The organism is Bradyrhizobium sp. RDM12, assembly GCF_051917485.1.
GTDB lineage: Bacteria > Pseudomonadota > Alphaproteobacteria > Rhizobiales > Xanthobacteraceae > Bradyrhizobium.
This window is the reverse complement of the sequence record NZ_CM133064.1, coordinates 2,107,001-2,123,671: the sequence shown is the minus strand read 5'-3', so window position 1 is coordinate 2,123,671 and position 16,671 is coordinate 2,107,001. Positions and strand designations below refer to the sequence as shown.

Here is a 16,671-nt window from a genome sequence, read left to right as displayed (position 1 = left end):
CGACAACGCGCTGTCATCGCCCGGCTTGGCCGGGCGATCCAGTACTCCGAGACGATTGTTATTGAATAGATGGGCCGCGGCGTACTGGATTCCCCGCCTTCGCGGGGAAGGACGAGAGCGAGCCTCAATTCCCGTTGGTACGGAAGCGCAGTGGCTTCGGGCCGACCAGCGTGAGCACGTCGCCCTGGCGCTTCCAGGTCTCGACGGCGGCGAGAGCGGCGACGAGATCGTCATCGGCCTGGGCCTTTGCCGGCGGACAGGAGCGATCCTGAATTGCGCCGGGAACGAAAATCACGGTGTTGCCGGCCACCGAGAACTGCCCCTTGCCGCTCTTGCACCAGAGCTCGAGCGCGACCTCGCCATTGTCACCGATCTCGATGTTCGAATTCGTTTCGAGCCGGGCTGCGGCATGGCCTCCAGCGTCATCTCGGTCCCGAAGGGGAAGCCCTCCTCCGCACGCGCGGCAACCGACATCGACAGCACTGCGACCGCCGCACCCACCATCTGCTTCAACGATACCATGAGACCTCTCGACCGACCCGCTTCGCGGGGTCTTTTATAAGACGGCAAAGCCTTTGAGAAGGTTCGCCGTTTCGACGCACCAAAACCCCGCGGGACGATCCCGCGGGGTTTTTCGTCGAAGCCGGACGTCGCCTGCTACTTCAGGACGAGCTCCGTGAACGGATAGACATAGGCTTGCAACGTCACGAACACGCCGACGAGGCAGGCCAGCACGATCGAGTGCCAGAACACGAAGCGCAGGATCGTGCCTTCGTGGCCGTACCAATTGGTCGCGGTGGAGGCGACGACGATCGATTGCGCGTCGATCATCTTGCCCATCACGCCGCCGGACGAGTTCGCCGCCGCCATCAGGATTGGCGACAAACCGAGTTGCTGGGACGTGATCTTCTGGAGGTTGCCGAACAGGATGTTCGACGACGTATCCGATCCGGTCAGTGCCACGCCCAACCAGCCGAGCAGCGTGCCGAAGAAGGGATAGAGCACGCCGGTTGCGGCGAAGGCGAGACCCAGCGTCGCGTCGACGCCGGAAAGGCGCGTCAGCGTGCCGATCGCGAGCATCGCCGAAATCGTGATCAGCGAGATCGCGCAGAGCCGGATGGTGCGGCCATATTCAACCAGCAGCCTGCCGGGACCGACGCCCATCAGGAAGCCGGAGATGATCGCGGCAATCAGCATGCCGCTGCCGGTGAAGGACAGATAGGTGAAGGCGAACACCGCCCCTTCCTTGGTCGGCGCCGGCGCGACCGGCGGCATCTTGTTGATCATCTGGTGCAGTTCGGGAACGGCGTAGTTCCAGGTGAAGATCCCGTTCGCCCAGGTCTTGAAGGCACCGTTGCCCCAGATCAGCATCACGACGCAGACGATGATCCACGGCAACAGCGCGCTGAAGAGCTCGCTCTGCGTCAGCGGCGTCTTGTCGAGCGGCTTTGCGGTGGCCATCGTCGCCGCCGATTCATCATGTCCGCGCAGCGCCGGCGACAGCCAGAGCTGCTTCGGCTGCCAGACCTTCAGGAACAGGATCAGCGCGCCCATCGAGATCAGCGACGCACCGATGTCGACGATCCAGGGATTGACGTAGTTCGAGATCACGAATTGCGGGACCGCGAACGACACGCCGGTGACGAGGATCGCGGGCCAGATGTCCTTCATGCCCTTCCAGCCCGCGAACGCCCACACCACCCAGAACGGCACGATCAGCGAGAACAGCGGCAATTGCCGTCCCACCATCGCACCGAGAATGTAGGGATCGAGCCCGGTGACGGAAGCGAGGCCCTGGATCGGCGTGCCCAGCGCGCCGAAGGCGACAGGCGCAGTGTTGGCGATCAGCGACAGGCCGCTTGCCGCAAGCGGCGAGAAGCCCAGGCCGATCAGCACGGCGCCGGTGATCGCCACCGGCGTGCCGAAGCCGGAAGCGCCCTCGAAAAAGGCGCCGAAGGAAAACGCGATCAGCAGCAATTGCAGCCGCCGGTCCTCGGTGACGCCGCCGACTGCGCGCTTCAAGAGTTCGAACCGCCCGGTCGTCACCGTCACCTGGTAGAGGAAGATGACGTTGAGAACGATCCAGCCGATCGGGAAAAAGCCGGTCACGATGCCGAGGATCGAGGCGCGGATCGACATGTTCACCGGCATGGTGAAAACGAAAATCGTGATCAGGTTGGTCACGATCACGGCGACGACGGCTGCGATGTGAGCCTGAACCCGCCCGCTCGCGATCAGGACCAGCAGCGTGACGACGGGTATCGCCGCCGCGATCGTCGACAGCACGGGGCTGTGCAGCGGATCATAGATTTGATTCCACATGGTCTTCCTCCCCCACGCGTTCATGTGGCAGGCCGGCCAGCGTGGGCGGCGGGCCTGCTCGACGTTGGAAGCGATAACCCCCGAGTTGGACGCGAATTCCTCGCGAAAGCCGCGGTTCCCGCCTGCTCACAAGCTCGCGAAAATCGGGAGGCCCCCACCCCACGCCGTTGTGCCCATGCTAGGGTTGCAAGCTGCGGCTAGCCAACGCAAATTGCAGAACTTGCGACTTTAGTCTAAGCGCACCCATTTTCTGCCATGGCCCCAGCCGCTTGGCTCCGGGGTCGCTGTGCATATCCGTCAGGAGATCCCCCTCTGTGAGAAACATCAGCGCCACGCTCGCGACCGTCTGGCGAATCGCCGGCCCGTATTTCCGATCGGAGGACAAATGGGCCGGCCGCGGCCTGCTCGGCGTCGTCATCGCAATGGAGCTGGCGCTCGTCGCGATCAACGTGCTGCTCAACCAATGGCAGAACCGGTTCTACAGCGCACTCCAGGCCTACGATCTGAATGAGTTTGTCATGCAGGTTTGGATCTTCCTCGGCCTTGCCTTCACCTACGTCGCTCTGGCCGTGTACAAGCTTTACCTGAACCAGTGGCTGCAGATCCGCTGGCGCCGATGGCTCACGCAGCACTATCTCGCCGAATGGCTGGAAGGCGCCACGCACTACCGCATGCAGCTGAAGGGCGACGCCGCCGATAACCCGGACCAGCGTCTCACCGAGGACGTCACGAACTTCGTCGAGCAAACGCTCGTGCTCGGTCTCGGCCTGCTGTCGTCCATCGTGACGCTGGCGTCGTTCATCGTCATCCTCTGGGGTCTGTCCAACAAGGCGCCCCTGCACATTTACGGTACCGATATCGTGATCCCGGGTTTCCTGGTCTGGTGCGCGCTGGCCTACGCGCTCCTGGGTACGGCACTGACGCACTGGATCGGCGCGCCGCTCATCAATCTTTATTTCGAGAAGCAGCGCTACGAGGCAGACTTCCGCTTCAACCTGATCCGCGTGCGCGAAAATTCCGAGCAGATTGCACTCTTGAAGGGAGAGAGCGCGGAGCGAGGTCATCTGCTCCAGCGCTTCGGCTACGTCATCGGCAACTGGTATGCGATCATGAGCCGGACCAAGCGACTGACCGCCTTCACGGCGAGCTACGGTCAGGCTGCGACGATCTTTCCCTATGTGGTGGTCTCGCCGGCCTACTTCGCCAAGAGCATCCAGCTCGGCGACATGATGCAGACCGGCTCGGCGTTTGGCCAGGTGCAGGATGCCCTGTCCTTCTTCGTCACGGCCTATCGGACGATCGCCGAATGGCGCGCGATCGTCGCGCGTCTCGACGGCTTCGAGATGTCGGTTGCGGCCGCGGCAAACCTGCCGGCCCATGAGGCGACGATCGAGCTCAGGGCGGCGGGCGGCAGCCGTAATATCGGCCTCGAGAAGCTCTGCGTGTATCTCCCCAATGGCACGCCGCTGGTCGCAGCCGATGGCTTCGCCATCCAGGCGCCCGAGCGCGTGCTCGTGACCGGGCCGTCGGGCTCCGGCAAGTCGACCCTGTTCCGTGCCATCGCCGGCATCTGGCCGTTCGGCACCGGCACCATCGCCATCCCCGCGCAGGCGAAGCTGATGATGCTGCCGCAACGCCCTTATTTCCCGGTCGGCGCGCTGGGTGACGCCGTGATCTATCCCGCAGGCCCCGGCGCATTCCAGGCAGCCCAGATCCGGGACGCGGTGATCGCCGTCGGCCTGCCCGACCTAGCCGAACGGCTCAACGAGGACGGCCACTGGAACCGGATGCTCTCGCTGGGCGAGCAGCAGCGCCTCGGGCTCGCCCGCGCGCTGCTGCACGGGCCGGACTATCTCTTCCTCGACGAGGCCACCGCCTCGCTCGACGAGGCGTCCGAGGCGCGGCTCTACCGGCTGCTGGCGGAGAAGCTGCCGCGGGCCACCATCGTCTCCATCGGCCATCGTTCGACGCTCGACGCCTTCCACACCCGCAAGGTGGCGATGGTGAAAGACGGCGCGATCCATGTCCTGGGCAATGACGGTGCACCAGCCGAGCCGGAGGCGAGCGCGGCGCGCTGAGCGCGCGAAGCGGCGCCCAAACAAAGGGCGGCAGATTGCTCTGCCGCCCTCGTTAGTCGTCTCGGGACAAACTTACTTCAGGTTGGTCATCGCCGTCAGGTCGAAGGACAGCTTGGCGATGCCGGCCGTGCCGCACCAGTTGGAGCCGACGCCGGTCGGGTTGATCGCGGTGACGTTGGTGGTACCGGAGCCGTTGAAGGCACTGGTGAAGGCGTTGCAATTACCCTTGTTCAGGTCGGTGTCGGAGTAACGCAGATCGAGGGTGAACACCTTGTAGGTGAAGCCGACGCCGATATTCCAGGTGTTATAGTCGGCGTACTTGATGCCGTTCGGGAACGGCCCGGCAAAGCCGGGATTGGTGAAGGTCGTGCCGTAGAAGGAGTCGCTGGTGCCGAGAAACTGGCGGCCGAACTCGCCCGACACATACATGCCGACGCCGCTCGAACCGAAGATCGTGCTGGGCGCGGTGTACTTGGCGGTGATCGAGGCGTAGTCGCCCCAGGCGCCGGAGTTCAGGAAGTTCGGCGAGTAGTACTCGTTCAAGCCGACCGACCAGTTGTCGTTAATGGTGTAAGTGACCTTGCCGTAGACTTCGAAGAAGCTGACATCCTTCTTCATGACGTTGCCGTTGGGAAGGAAGTTCGCGAAGCATTCCGCGCTAATCGGGTTGCCGCCCGCATCGACAGCCAAGCCGCCGTTGCCGCCGTTGTAGCAGGTTCCGCCCGGATACAGGTAACCCCAAACGCCGATATCGAAGGCGAATGCGCCGAAGGTCGGGCGGATGCCGCCGTAGACGTCGATTTCGGCCGCAGCGCGGTTGGCGAAGGAGATGCTCTCGCCGGACACGCCGACATAGAGCTGGAGGTCCTTGTTGATGTTGTAGCGGGGCTCGAAATAGGCGGCGACCGAAGGCTTGTGGTTCGACTGAGTCACGCCGCGGAAAATGTAGTCGCTCATGATCGCGCCGCCGAAGGCGATGTCCCAAGGATCAAACGCGGGCGCGGGAGGGGCCTTCAGAGCTTTCAAGGGCATGTCCGCCGCGAAAGCCGAACCCGTCACCATTGCCAGCGCCGTTGCTAACAAAGTCACTTTTTTCATTTCGATCCCCATCACCAGTTCTAGACCCCGGTCGAGCTCCGGAAGCCCCGGGGCCACCCGACCTGATTGCAAATTTCGTTACCTCGGCAATCTGTAGGGAGGCACCGGAACCGGGAAGCAAAAAACACGGGCATCTGCCGCCTTTTTGGGCGTTCTGAGGATTCCACGAAAGGTTGTCATCCGGTGTTGCTTCTCGATCACATCATTCTCACTCCAAAGTGCAGAGAGCCGTCCGGGATACTACGTAGGTCCGCGACACCGTGGCGCGCGTGCTACGAATCAACTGATTCAAAAAGAGCAGCCTCCGGCAGCCGGAGCGGCGATGCAAAAAAGGCCGCAGCGTCACCGCTGCGGCCTTGCTGTTGTCGATCATGCTCGGGTAAGTCGGCCTTGGGCCTGAGCCTGGAGGCCCAGCCCTGGAGGGCCTAGCCTTGTCCTTCGGCCGGTGTCGGTTCCGCAGAAGACGAAGGCATCGCCCAGCTTGTCTCGGCGGCAGGCTCGGGTGCCGGAGCTGCCATTGGAGCTGCCGGCTTCGGCGCGGGAGCTGCCTTCGCCTTCTTCGGTGCTGCTTTCTTGGCGGCCTTCTTCGGCGCTGCCTTCTTTACGGCTTTCTTGGCCGCAGCCTTCTTTGCCGTCTTCTTGGCGGCCTTCTTCGGCGCAGCCTTCTTGGCCGATTTCTTCGCAGACTTCTTGGCGGACTTCTTGGCCGCCTTCTTCTTCGCCGCTACAACCTTCTTGGCCTTCTTGGCCTTCTTGGTCTTCTTGGTTTTTTCTTACTCGCTTTCGCCATCGTGGTCCTCCTGTTGCCGCCAAACAATGGTCGATCGGGCGCCCTTAAGCCGTCGCCTCCGGACGAAAGCTCAACGCGACGCATTCAGTGCCGGCCGCGCCCCGCCCGTAGCCCAATCGAGAAGCTCAATCGTGTGTACGACCGGGACTGACGTGCCACTGGCAATCTGCACCATGCAACCGATATTGCCCGCGGCAATCATGTCCGGCTTGACGCTCGCGATGTTGGCGACCTTGCGATCGCGCAACCGGCCCGCAAGCTCAGGCTGGAGAATGTTGTAGGTCCCCGCCGAACCGCAACACAAATGGCTCTCCGGCACATCTTTCACCACGAATCCATTCTTGGAAAGCAATTCTTTCGGAAGGTCCGAGATTTTCTGCCCGTGCTGCAACGAACACGCGGAATGATAGGCGACGACGATGTCGTCTTGCCGTGTAGTCGTTTGCAATCCGAGGCCCGCGACATATTCGGTGATGTCCTTCGCAAGCGCGGACACCTTTGCCGCATCGGCTGCGAACGCGGCATCCTCGCGCAGCAGATAGCCGTAGTCCTTGATCACTGTGCCGCAGCCGGACGCCGTCACCAGGATGGCGTCGAGCCCCTCGCCAGCAGCCTCCTTCTGCCACGCCCTGACGTTGGCGCGGGCCCGGCCCAGCGCGTCATCGTCGTAACCGAGGTGATGGGTCAGCGCGCCGCAGCATTGCTCGTCCTTGACCAGGACGACCTCGATGCCGTGACGGGTCAGCAGGCTGATGGCGGCCTGGTTGATGCGCGGTGCCAGCACCTGCTGGGCGCAGCCCTGGAGCAGTGCGACCCGGCCGCGCTTCTTGCCAAGCGCTGCGAACACGCTGCCCGGAGGCGCGCCCGGCGCCGGCAGCCGGCCTGGAGCCAGCGCCAGCATCGCCTTGAGGCGCTGGATCAGGCCGGGCGTGGCCGAGGGCCGCGGGGTCGACAGCAAGACGGCAAAGGGCCCGGCCAGCTGCGCCAGCCGCATGCTGATGCGAAACCGCTGCGGGTCGGGCAGGACGAAGGCCAGCACCTGGCGCAGCAGCCGCTCGGCGAGCGGCCGCTGATAACGCTGCTCGATTCTGACACGGGCCTGATCGACGAGGTGCATGTAGTTCACCCCGGAGGGGCAGGTCGTCATGCAGGCCAGGCACGACAGGCAGCGGTCGACATGCTTGACCACCTCGGCCGTCGGCGCCTGGTCCTTCTCCAGCATCTCCTTGATCAGATAGATGCGGCCGCGCGGGCTATCGAGCTCGTCGCCGAGCAGCACATAGGTCGGACAGGTCGCGGTGCAGAAGCCGCAATGAACGCAGGCGCGCAGGATCTTGTCGGCTTCCGCGATGTCGGGATCCGCGAGCTGCGCGAGTGAAAATTCGGTCTTCATGCCGCAGTGCCCCGCGTCAACCGCCCCCGGTTCAAAATGGACTTCGGATCGAAACCGGCGCGGACCCGTTCGCTCAGGGCGGCGATACCCGGCGCTTGCGGATGGAAAACGTCGACGCTGCGCCTGACGTCCTCGGCGGCCCGGATCAGCGTGGCATGCCCGCCGAACGCATTGGCCCGCTGGCGCACGGCCGGGGCATGCGCGTCGGTCGTCGGCGGCAGTGCCGCCCAGATCAGCCCGCCGCCCCAATCGTAGATGACATCGCCGCCGGTCTCGCGCGCCAATTGCGTGCCGAGTGCCGCGCCCGAAGCCGGCGGACAGACGATCCGCCACACCGGCCAGGCGCCAAGCGCGCCGCCGGCCGCGAACGGCAGCACGTCGCGGATGGTGGCCCACAGCGCGGATGACGCTGCGTCCTCGATCAGGGTTGCGGTTCCGAACGGCGCCAGCAATTCGCGGAGCGAGCCGGCGCGATGGGCGGCGGAGGCCGTGATGCCCTCGAGCCGCAGCACCGTCAGCGCTTCGCCCTGGCCGGCGATATCGCCAAGCCCCTCGGTGTTGGCGCGGAAGGCCGATTTCGGCAGATGCGCGGCGGCGGAGACGTCGAACGGCGAGCCGAGGGCGGCGGTCATCGCCTTGTTGGCGGCGGCATCGTCGAGCCGGCGCAGCAGCAGCGTCCGCTCAGCCTCTGGCTTCGGCATCACCTTCAGCGTCACTTCGGTCATTACCGACAGCGTGCCCCAGGAGCCCGAAAGCAGCTTGCAGAGGTCGTAACCCGTGACGTTCTTCACCACCTTGCCGCCAGTCTTGAAGCTGTCGCCGAAGCCCGAAACGGCATGCGCCCCGAGCAGGTGATCGCGCGCGCCACCCGCCTTGATCCGGCGCGGACCGGCGAGCCCGGCCGCAATCATGCCGCCGATCGTCCCTGATACGGGCGTGCCGAGCAGCGGGGCGGTGTTGATCGGCTCGAAGGCGAATTGCTGGTTCTTGGCATCGATCAGCGACAGCACGTCGGCCAGCGGCGCGCCGGCCTGGAGCGTCACGATCAATTCATTGGGCTCGTAGGAGGTGATCGCATTCAGCGCGGAGACGTCGAGCACGGCGTTGGTCGCCATCGCGTGCCCGATGCTGCGCTTGCTGCCATGACCGATGATCTCGAGCGGCTGCTCATTGGCAATCGCCGCCCGCACCACCTCTTCGACGTCTTTGGCGTCTCTGACCCTGAGCGTATCCACGCGTCTAGCGGGTAACGAAATTTGGTCCCAAAATCAAATGCGGACACCGAACAGGGAGCGGAATGCGTCAAGCCCGGTACCGGTGATCTCGACGGAGCGCCCCTGCGGCCTGCGGCGGATCCAGTCCCGTTGGAACGCCAGCTCAGCCAGCGCCGCCCCTGCCCGCCCGGCCAGATGCGGCCGGCGTTCGCTCCAGTCGAGACAGGGCCGGCACAGCACCCGCCGGTGCCGCGCCGACGGGCGGAGATCGATGCCGAAACTGCCGAGGAACGCCATGCCCGCTTCCGTCAGCTCGCCAACCTCGTGGTCGAGAACCAGATATTCGCGCTCCCGCAGCGCGTCAGCGAGGGCGACACCGAGCTCGCCCGCGAGGTGATCGTAGCAGGTCCTGGCCCGCCGCATCGCGGTATCGATCCGTGCCGGAGGCCGCGTGCCCTGCGGACCCGTTACGGCAACCGTCATCATCCCCTCCAGGATCTGCGCTACCAACGGCGTGGCCAGCCGGTACAGCCGGCGCGGCCCCCGCCGTTCGACTTTCAGGATTGCGTGCTGCACCAGCCTGCCGAGATGCCAGCTCGCCGTCTGAGGCGTGACGCCGGCGACCAGCGCCAGCTCGCCCGCAGTCTGCGCGCGTCCGTCCATCAATCGCGACAGGATCAGGGCCCGGCCGGGATCGGCGATCAGGGCCGCCAGATCGGCGAGCTCGCGTGCGATGGTCGGCATGGCCGGCTCCGGCATGTGACGAAAACCCATCTCGCTTGTCGCACAGGACGCCGCCGCAACGTTTCGATCATGGTCGAAATGTTCACGACATCGACACTTCGATCGCCGGCGAAACCAACCGGCACGACATCGCGACATGGTCGCAGCGATCGCGATCGAAGACGAAGCAGCGGAGGCAAAGATGGAGCGATCGAGACAAGCGCGGCCAGCGCCGCGCGCACGTGAAGCGTTCAGCCGCAGGTCGGTGATCCGCGCCTGCGGCACCATCCTGGCGATCTATCTCTCGCCATGGACGGCGACGTCATCTCAGGCACTCGAACAAGGAGCAAAGACAATGAAGCATTATGCAACACAGAAATCGGTCAGCGACGCCGTCGACGGAGGCGGCCTGCTCGTGGTCGCGCAGTGGGAGGCCAAGCCCGGCGAGGCCGACAGGATCGCAGCCATCCTCGACCGCTTCCTCCCGGAGGCGCAGCGCGAGGACGGCGTCAAGCTGTTCCTGATCTCGCGCGGCAAGGACAATCCGGCGCAGTTCCTGTTCTACGAACTGTTCCGAGACGAAGCCGCGTTCAAGGCACACCAGGAGAGCGCGCATTTCAAGAGCTACATCGCCGGCGAAGCGCTGCCACTGCTGGCGAGGCGTGAGCGCGCGCAATACGATCTGCTGTAGGAGCGAGCTCGCACGCCGCGGTCCAGACCGGACCGCGGCGTCGCGCGACTAGATGATCGCGCGCAGCGGCGATTTGCGCAGGATCAACGCCGAGACGGCCAGGCTGCCGATCGCGGCCAGCATCGTCAGCAGCAGCGCCTTCGTGAGTGCGAACAGCGGCAGGGCGTGCAGGAGCAGCGCGAAGCCGATCAGGATCGGCGGGTGAATCAAATAGACGCCGAAGGCGTTGTCCGAGAGCCATTTGGCCACCGGGCCCTGCGCATCAAAATGGCGGCGGTAGATGGCCAGCATCAAAAGGCCCATGCCGACGCAGACCAGCGCCTCCCACAGGCACTTCCCGGCACTGACGAGGTTGAAGCCGCCTCCATAGAGCGCCGTGTCGCCGTGCAGGCCTCCGCCAAACAGCAGGAGCGCCGCAAACAGCGGCGCAGAAAGCGACAGCGCGAGCAATCCCCAACGTATGCACGAACGGTCGGCGACCCCAAGCATCCAATTACCCCGATAGCCTAAGCTGCCGGCTGCGAACATGAGAAGATATTGCGGAATGTCGCCGGGGTGAACGTTGAGCACGGAGGCATCGGCGTGGGCCGCGATGCGAACGGCGAAGGTGGTCGCCGCCATAGCCGCAATGAACAGGACAATTCCCCAGCCGCGCAGCGCGAGCTGCGGTTCGCGCCATCCGGTGCGGCGGATCAGGCCGTAGAGGAGCGAGACCAGCAGCAACACCGCGCAGAACCACATCGGCCCCGTCTCGGAGAGCCACTCGCCGTCTCTCAGATGGATCAGCCATTGATGGCCGAAGCCGCCCTTGCCCCAGGTCGAGGACAGAAAATACTGCGTCAGCGGGCCAATCACCGACATGTAGAGCAAGGTCGGCAAGCCGAGCCTGATCAGCCGATCACGCGCAAATCTCGGAGCCCCTTTCCGATCGAAGGCGCCGGCCGCGAAATAGCCCGCGATGAAAAACAGCGCGGCCATGAAGAAGGCCTGAAGGAAGCTCTGATAGATGCCGAAGAACAAAGCCGTGCCAAAGCCGGTCTCCTGCCGGTCGACATAGTACCAATTGCCGAACGGCGAGTAGGTGTCGGCCGCGTGCATGCTCAGCACAAGAACGATCATCGACCAGCGGATGTTGTCGATGAAGAGCAGCCGCGAGGCCGCCGCCGGCTTGGCCAGCGTTTCGTTCCTGACGTTGACCGATACGTCCACCATGCCGCCACCATGCCCCGGATATCCGTCCGTCAAAACCGCGGAATGTCGGGGAACGCAACTCTGCCGGCATGCACATGCATGCGGCCGAGCTCGGCGCAGCGGTGCAGGGTCGGAAACACTTTTCCGGGGTTGAGCAGGCCCTGCGCGTCGAAGGCGCATTTCAGCCGCTGCTGCTGATTGAGGTCGATCTCGGTGAACATGTCGGGCATGAGATCACGCTTCTCGATGCCGACCCCATGCTCGCCCGTGAGCACGCCGCCAAACTCGACGCAGGCGCGGAGGATGTCGGCACCGAAGGCTTCGGCGCGCTCGATCTCGCCGGGCTTGTTGGCATCGTAGAGGATCAGCGGATGCAGATTGCCGTCGCCGGCGTGGAACACGTTGGCGCAGCCGAGCTGGTATTTTTCCGAGAGCTCGCGGATGCGGGCGAGCGCCTTCGGCAGCGCGCCGCGCGGGATGGTGCCATCCATGCAGAGATAGTCGGGCGAGATGCGACCCACCGCGGGGAACGCCGCCTTGCGGCCGGCCCAGAACAGATTGCGCTCGGCCTCCGAGGTCGAGATCTGACAGGTGGTCGAGCCGCAGCCATTCGCGATGGTCTCGACGCGCGTGATCAGCTCGTCGACCTCGATCTTGGGACCGTCGAGCTCGATGATGAGCAGCGCCTCGACATCGAGCGGATAGCCGGCATGAACGAAGGCTTCGGCGGCGTGGATCGCGGGCTTGTCCATCATCTCCATGCCGCCGGGAATGATGCCGGCACCGATGATGCGCGCCACGCATTCGCCGGCCGCCTCGACCTGCGCAAACCCGACCATCAGCGCGCGCGCCGTCTCGGGCTTCTGCAGGATGCGCACCGTGATCTCTGTGATGACGCCGAGCAGACCTTCGGAGCCGGTGATGACGCCCATCAGGTCGTAGCCGGAATTTTCCGCCGATTTGCTGCCGATGCGCAAAATCTCGCCGCTCATCAGGACGATCTCGCAGCCGAGCACGTTGTTGGTGGTCATGCCGTATTTCAGGCAATGCACGCCGCCGGAATTTTCCGCGACATTGCCGCCGATCGAGCAGGCGATCTGCGACGACGGATCGGGCGCGTAATAGAAGCCGGCATGCGCGACCGCCTGGCTGATCGCGAGATTGGTGACGCCGGGCTCGGTGACGACGACGCGATTGTCGAAATCGATCTCGCGGATGCGCTTGAACTTGCCGAGGCCCAGCAGCACGCCGTCCTCCAGCGGCAACGCGCCGCCGGATAGTGAGGTGCCGGAGCCGCGCGGCACCACCTTGATGCCGTGGGCGGCACAATATTTCAGGACGAGCGAGACCTGCTCTGTGGTGTCGGGCAGCACCACGACCATCGGCGGCTGCCGATAGGCGGTCAGCCCGTCGGATTCATAGGCCCGCATCTCGGCAGGCGTATCGATCACGCCCTCGCCGGGCACGATCGCGCGCAATGCAGTAACGATCTCCGCGCGGCGCGCGAGCACCGCCTGATCGCTCGCGGGCATCATGATGGCCATGACTTGTCCTTCCGGCTTGCGCCGCAGTGTCGATTTGTCGCGACAAATCAACCACGTCCGCGGCCGTTTGGGTAGGCCATCGGAAGGTCGGCGCAATGATCTTCCGGCGAGTTCGCTCTGGGACAAGTAGGAAATCATGAAACCTGTCATGGTTTCGTGGCTTGTCCAAGCCGAGCGGGCCGTGCCAAAACCGGCAGGGTTCGACGATCGCCGACCGAATAAGACCCTACCGGGAAAGAGACGAAGAGCACCCCATGAAAAAACTGACTTTTGGCGCGCTGATGATCCTCACCGTCACTGCCACGGCCACCAGCGCGATGGCGCAGGATGTCGCGGCCGGCAAATCGTCATTCAACAAATGCCTGGCCTGCCATGCCATCGGCGAAGGCGCCAAGAACAAGGTCGGCCCCGAGCTCAACGGTCTCGACGGCCGTCATTCCGGCACCGCGCCGGACTACAATTACTCGGATGCGAACAAGAATTCCGGCATCACCTGGAACGAGGCGCAGTTCAAGGAATACATCAAGGATCCGAAGGCCAAGATCCCCGGCACCAAGATGGCATTCGCCGGCATCAAGAACGAGACCGAGATCAGCAATCTCTGGGCCTATGTGTCGCAGTTCGACAAGGACGGGAAGATCAAGCAGTAAGCGGGTGAGCGGCGGCCGCTAGTCCGCGGCCGCCTGTGCCGGCGCAAGTTGACTGATCATCGTCTCGATCTCCGTCTTCACGAGATCCGGCACCGCGTTCTGCACCATGTGGCCGAGATATGGCAGCACGATCAGCTTTGCGTTCGGCACCGCCTCCGCGAACGGACGCGCGTGGATCTCGGTCTTCACCGTCTTGTCCGGCTCGCCGGCGATGATCGTGACGGGCACCCTGATCTCGCCGTAGCGTGGAGCCTGCGCGGCCACCGACGCCTTCAGCGTCACCAGATCATAGGCATTGGCGATGAATTCACGCGGACGCAGCAACAGCGGCGTCGCGGACTCCTTCACGAAACCGTCCGGCATGGTCTGCGGCAGGAAGACGTTGCGCGCGCCGGATTCGGCGACGAAATAGCCCAGCGGCAGCGTGATGGTGTAGGCGAGCAGCGGGCCGATTACCGGCGTCGCGATGATCTCGTTGTAGCGGCCGACGCCGCCGCGCCACGGATGGGTCACCGGCGCCAGCATCACGAGGCCGGCAACGCGGCCTGCGTGATCAAGCGCCAGCCGTGCGCCGAGCGCGCCGCTCCAGGAATGCACGACGAAGATTGCGCGATCGACCCCGAGCTTGCCGAGCGCCGCGTCGATCATGCGCGCCTGGATGTCTGGCGTCGAATCCTGCCGTCGCGCGCGCGTGCTCCAGCCATGGCCGGGACGGTCGATCAGGATGACGCGGTGCTGCTTGGCCAGGAGGTCACCAAGCGGATTCCGCATGACTTCGAGGTTGGAGCTTGCGCCATGCAGCATCACGATCGGCAGGCCGGCATCGCGCGGACCGATGTCGACGACATGGAGCACAGCCCCATCGACCTCGATCATCCGGCCCTGCGGCGGAAAACTACGCTGCGCGGCAAGATTCCGACCTGCGTGACCAGCGCCAGCAGAACCAGCGCGGTCACGACTGACATCACGATCATGGAGACAGTCCGGGCAATCCAGGGCACATGGCAGCTACGGGTATTGGCACACGGCAATTTCGCCCCTTGGGCGTCGGCGTTTCCACGGGAAATGCGGGGGCTGTGGATATGTGCATAATCTCAATCTGCAAAAACGCAATAGAATCAACAGCCGTCACGGGCGACCCACAAGCCTCCGATCGGCTTCATGCAGACGTCATGGCGGCTTCCTTATAATCGCCACGGTCGGTTCCGCCATCTAGGCGCGGCTGGGCGCCGATCATCCTCGCAATCCACAGGAACGCAGGAACGACCGGCAAATTGTCCTGGTTTGAACCGGAGGATTTTCGATGAGCTTGAGATCGAACGACACTGCAATCGACGAGATCGTCGCGAGTTGCAACGGCGACCTGCGCGGTGCCGTGCGGGCGCTGCTGCTGATCAATGAGCATCTCGAGACCGAGCTTGCAAAGGCTTACGCAGCGGCCGTCGATCGCGGCCTCGCCGAGCGCGGCGGCAGCGTTCTGCACTAGGCCTGGCCTCCGCCGTCCTCGGCCTTTTGCTCATCTGGCGTGAGCGCGGGACAGGCGCGAATGGTCGAGCGTGCAAGCTTGGCGTCGCCCTTGGACTTGTAGGGACCGTCGCCGAACCAGATGTCGCCGTTGATGACCGGATTGCTGGTCACGATGTTGCATTTGCCGGTGGCGCGATTGCCGACCACCCAGAACAGTCCGTCGGCAAGACTGATCGTTCCCGACGCCAGCAGCAAGCTACTAGCAAAGATCAAACGCTTCATGGCTTTTGCTCCTGCCATGCAGGTAGACCTGCGGCGGCGCCGGCAATAGTCCTTGCGACACTGCGCCTCCGATCGTGGTTAATCGGCGGGCGCCACAACCGCTCAAGAAATGAACGAGTTATCGGCTAGATGTCGCGGCCTTCGACCTTCTCGGTCAAAGCCTTCACCTGATCGGGGATCTTCTCGAGGTGCGGATTGACGGCGAGCGCCTTGCGATAGGCCTCGAGCGCGCGCTTGTCGTCGCCGACGTCCTGCATGATCATGCCGAGCCCTGCGAGCGCGCCGAAATGACGGGGCTCCCGGGTCAGCACCTCGCGAATGTCGGCGAGCGAGCGGGCATAATCGTTCTGCATGTAATAGAGCGTGGCGCGCCGATTCCAGGCTTCGATGTAGTCGGGGCGGAGCTTGATGACCGCATCCAGCAGCTTGATCGCGACGTCGATCTTCTTCGCATCGACGGCCGCCTTGGCCCGCGCCATCAACAACGCTGCGGTGTCGCTCGGGGTCTGGAGCCAGATCGCCCAGATCCGCGCCTCGACATGCTTGGCGCTGTCTTCGTCGGGGGCAGCTTTCAGCGCGCCGAACAGGAAATCGAGATTCTTGGTGCGCTCGGCCTTGGGCAGCTTGGCCGGTGCTTCCGGCAGCTTCTTCTGCTGCTTCGCCGGCGGGGCCGGATCATCCTGGGCCAGGGCCGGCGCAAGGCCGGCCATTGCGAGAACCAGGGCCATGCACAGCGTATGCGCGAAAGGGAATCTCACTGCCATCGTCGAAGTCTAAACGCGGAAAGCCGCCCTTGCAAAGCAGGGCGGCGTCAAACTCGTGTGAGACCGTGGTCTTGCGGGGGCGCGCGTGAAGGCGACCGCGAGGGCGAGATCAGCCGCCCGGATCAGCCTTGGCGCGCCTTGAAGCGGCGCTGCACCTTGTTGATCACATAGACCCGGCCCTTGCGGCGGACCAGGCGGTTGGCGCGATGGCGACCGCGCAGCGACTTCAAGGAGTTACGGACCTTCATGGCAGAATCCTGAACGTTCGAAAGGCCGTGTTCGGCACTACCGTTTCGGCACGCGCGAATGTGGCAAAATGAGATCTTTCCCGCTGGCGGACCGACCGCCCGGGACGGGGCGGTTCTTAAGGCATGGCGGGAGGTGATGTCAATGTTAACTGCCCGGTTCCGGACCGGCAAATTCGCGAAAACAACCCCATGCACAGTAGAAACAGCCGAATCGGC

At 64.2% G+C, this 16,671-nt stretch carries 15 protein-coding genes and 2 pseudogenes; 4 read left to right on the top strand and 13 right to left on the bottom strand.

Annotated elements, in window-relative coordinates; all coding sequences use genetic code 11:
• Positions 1–124 precede the first annotated feature (124 nt).
• Both ACTGJ9_RS10105 and ACTGJ9_RS10100 read right to left on the bottom strand, forming a co-directional pair.
• Positions 125–522: pseudogene (locus ACTGJ9_RS10105) on the bottom strand (META domain-containing protein).
• 135 nt (positions 523–657) lie between these two features.
• Complete coding sequence (locus ACTGJ9_RS10100; protein WP_456676940.1) at positions 658–2,322, bottom strand: L-lactate permease; 1,665 nt, start codon at positions 2,320–2,322, stop codon at positions 658–660.
• A gap of 314 nt (positions 2,323–2,636) precedes the next feature.
• Here ACTGJ9_RS10100 and ACTGJ9_RS10095 point away from each other — a divergent pair, with 314 nt between their 5' ends.
• Positions 2,637–4,400, top strand: a complete 1,764-nt coding sequence (locus tag ACTGJ9_RS10095) for an ABC transporter ATP-binding protein/permease (protein ID WP_456676939.1) — start codon at positions 2,637–2,639, stop codon at positions 4,398–4,400.
• 72 nt (positions 4,401–4,472) lie between these two features.
• Here ACTGJ9_RS10095 and ACTGJ9_RS10090 read toward each other — a convergent pair whose 3' ends face one another.
• The 5 genes from ACTGJ9_RS10090 to ACTGJ9_RS10070 form a co-directional block, all read right to left on the bottom strand.
• Positions 4,473–5,498, bottom strand: a complete 1,026-nt coding sequence (locus ACTGJ9_RS10090) for a TorF family putative porin (RefSeq protein WP_456676938.1) — start codon at positions 5,496–5,498, stop codon at positions 4,473–4,475.
• Between the two features lie 369 nt (positions 5,499–5,867).
• Positions 5,868–6,311, bottom strand: a complete 444-nt coding sequence (locus ACTGJ9_RS10085; protein WP_456676937.1) for a hypothetical protein — start codon at positions 6,309–6,311, stop codon at positions 5,868–5,870.
• A 47-nt stretch (positions 6,312–6,358) separates the two neighbouring features.
• Positions 6,359–7,681 carry a glycolate oxidase subunit GlcF gene (gene glcF / locus ACTGJ9_RS10080; RefSeq protein ID WP_456676936.1) on the bottom strand — a complete coding sequence of 441 codons (1,323 nt, stop codon included), beginning with the start codon at positions 7,679–7,681 and terminating at the stop codon, positions 6,359–6,361.
• On the bottom strand, positions 7,678–8,916 hold the full coding sequence (locus tag ACTGJ9_RS10075; RefSeq protein WP_456676935.1) for an FAD-binding protein: 1,239 nt from the start codon (positions 8,914–8,916) through the stop codon (positions 7,678–7,680). The genes glcF and ACTGJ9_RS10075 overlap by 4 nt, the downstream gene beginning before the upstream one ends.
• Positions 8,917–8,949: 33 nt before the next feature.
• Positions 8,950–9,639, bottom strand: coding sequence for an ArsR/SmtB family transcription factor (locus tag ACTGJ9_RS10070; protein ID WP_456676934.1), 690 nt, complete (start codon positions 9,637–9,639; stop codon positions 8,950–8,952).
• 136 nt (positions 9,640–9,775) lie between these two features.
• Between ACTGJ9_RS10070 and ACTGJ9_RS10065 the strand changes: the two genes are divergently transcribed.
• Complete coding sequence (locus ACTGJ9_RS10065) at positions 9,776–10,309, top strand: putative quinol monooxygenase (RefSeq protein ID WP_456676933.1); 534 nt, start codon at positions 9,776–9,778, stop codon at positions 10,307–10,309.
• A 48-nt stretch (positions 10,310–10,357) separates the two neighbouring features.
• Here the strand turns inward: ACTGJ9_RS10065 and ACTGJ9_RS10060 are convergent, their stop codons facing one another.
• Positions 10,358–11,521: an acyltransferase family protein gene (locus ACTGJ9_RS10060; protein ID WP_456676932.1), complete on the bottom strand. Its 1,164-nt coding sequence runs from the start codon at positions 11,519–11,521 to the stop codon at positions 10,358–10,360.
• Between the two features lie 29 nt (positions 11,522–11,550).
• Positions 11,551–13,044, bottom strand: a complete 1,494-nt coding sequence (locus ACTGJ9_RS10055) for an FAD-linked oxidase C-terminal domain-containing protein (RefSeq protein ID WP_456676931.1) — start codon at positions 13,042–13,044, stop codon at positions 11,551–11,553.
• A 254-nt stretch (positions 13,045–13,298) separates the two neighbouring features.
• Here ACTGJ9_RS10055 and cycA point away from each other — a divergent pair, with 254 nt between their 5' ends.
• Positions 13,299–13,694, top strand: a complete 396-nt coding sequence (gene cycA / locus ACTGJ9_RS10050; protein ID WP_456676930.1) for a cytochrome c-550 CycA — start codon at positions 13,299–13,301, stop codon at positions 13,692–13,694.
• 18 nt (positions 13,695–13,712) lie between these two features.
• Here cycA and ACTGJ9_RS10045 read toward each other — a convergent pair.
• Positions 13,713–14,668 (bottom strand): annotated as a pseudogene (locus ACTGJ9_RS10045) (alpha/beta fold hydrolase).
• Positions 14,669–14,997: 329 nt separating this feature from the next.
• Between ACTGJ9_RS10045 and ACTGJ9_RS10040 the strand changes: the two are divergent.
• Complete coding sequence (locus tag ACTGJ9_RS10040; RefSeq protein ID WP_148755059.1) at positions 14,998–15,180, top strand: hypothetical protein; 183 nt, start codon at positions 14,998–15,000, stop codon at positions 15,178–15,180.
• Here the strand turns inward: ACTGJ9_RS10040 and ACTGJ9_RS10035 are convergent.
• From ACTGJ9_RS10035 to ykgO, 3 genes are all read right to left on the bottom strand, one after another.
• Positions 15,177–15,443, bottom strand: a complete 267-nt coding sequence (locus ACTGJ9_RS10035; protein ID WP_456676929.1) for a hypothetical protein — start codon at positions 15,441–15,443, stop codon at positions 15,177–15,179. The genes ACTGJ9_RS10040 and ACTGJ9_RS10035 overlap by 4 nt on opposite strands.
• 125 nt (positions 15,444–15,568) lie before the next feature.
• Positions 15,569–16,207: a tetratricopeptide repeat protein gene (locus tag ACTGJ9_RS10030; RefSeq protein WP_456676928.1), complete on the bottom strand. Its 639-nt coding sequence runs from the start codon at positions 16,205–16,207 to the stop codon at positions 15,569–15,571.
• 122 nt (positions 16,208–16,329) lie between these two features.
• Positions 16,330–16,455 carry a type B 50S ribosomal protein L36 gene (gene ykgO / locus ACTGJ9_RS10025; RefSeq protein WP_006611362.1) on the bottom strand — a complete coding sequence of 42 codons (126 nt, stop codon included), beginning with the start codon at positions 16,453–16,455 and terminating at the stop codon, positions 16,330–16,332.
• Between the last annotated feature and the right edge of the window lie 216 nt (positions 16,456–16,671).

What these genes read in the sequence shown, in the direction of transcription:
- ACTGJ9_RS10035 (WP_456676929.1), bottom strand. Translation starts at nt 15,443, where the DNA reads ATGAAGCGTTTGATCTTTGCTAGTAGCTTGCTGCTGGCGTCGGGAACG.
- ACTGJ9_RS10090 (WP_456676938.1), bottom strand. Translation starts at nt 5,498, where the DNA reads ATGAAAAAAGTGACTTTGTTAGCAACGGCGCTGGCAATGGTGACGGGT.
- ACTGJ9_RS10030 (WP_456676928.1), bottom strand. Translation starts at nt 16,207, where the DNA reads ATGGCAGTGAGATTCCCTTTCGCGCATACGCTGTGCATGGCCCTGGTT.
- ACTGJ9_RS10060 (WP_456676932.1), bottom strand. Translation starts at nt 11,521, where the DNA reads ATGGTGGACGTATCGGTCAACGTCAGGAACGAAACGCTGGCCAAGCCG.
- glcF (WP_456676936.1), bottom strand. Translation starts at nt 7,681, where the DNA reads ATGAAGACCGAATTTTCACTCGCGCAGCTCGCGGATCCCGACATCGCG.
- ACTGJ9_RS10070 (WP_456676934.1), bottom strand. Translation starts at nt 9,639, where the DNA reads ATGCCGACCATCGCACGCGAGCTCGCCGATCTGGCGGCCCTGATCGCC.
- ACTGJ9_RS10055 (WP_456676931.1), bottom strand. Translation starts at nt 13,044, where the DNA reads ATGGCCATCATGATGCCCGCGAGCGATCAGGCGGTGCTCGCGCGCCGC.
- ACTGJ9_RS10040 (WP_148755059.1), top strand. Translation starts at nt 14,998, where the DNA reads ATGAGCTTGAGATCGAACGACACTGCAATCGACGAGATCGTCGCGAGT.
- ykgO (WP_006611362.1), bottom strand. Translation starts at nt 16,455, where the DNA reads ATGAAGGTCCGTAACTCCTTGAAGTCGCTGCGCGGTCGCCATCGCGCC.
- ACTGJ9_RS10065 (WP_456676933.1), top strand. Translation starts at nt 9,776, where the DNA reads ATGGTCGCAGCGATCGCGATCGAAGACGAAGCAGCGGAGGCAAAGATG.
- cycA (WP_456676930.1), top strand. Translation starts at nt 13,299, where the DNA reads ATGAAAAAACTGACTTTTGGCGCGCTGATGATCCTCACCGTCACTGCC.
- ACTGJ9_RS10100 (WP_456676940.1), bottom strand. Translation starts at nt 2,322, where the DNA reads ATGTGGAATCAAATCTATGATCCGCTGCACAGCCCCGTGCTGTCGACG.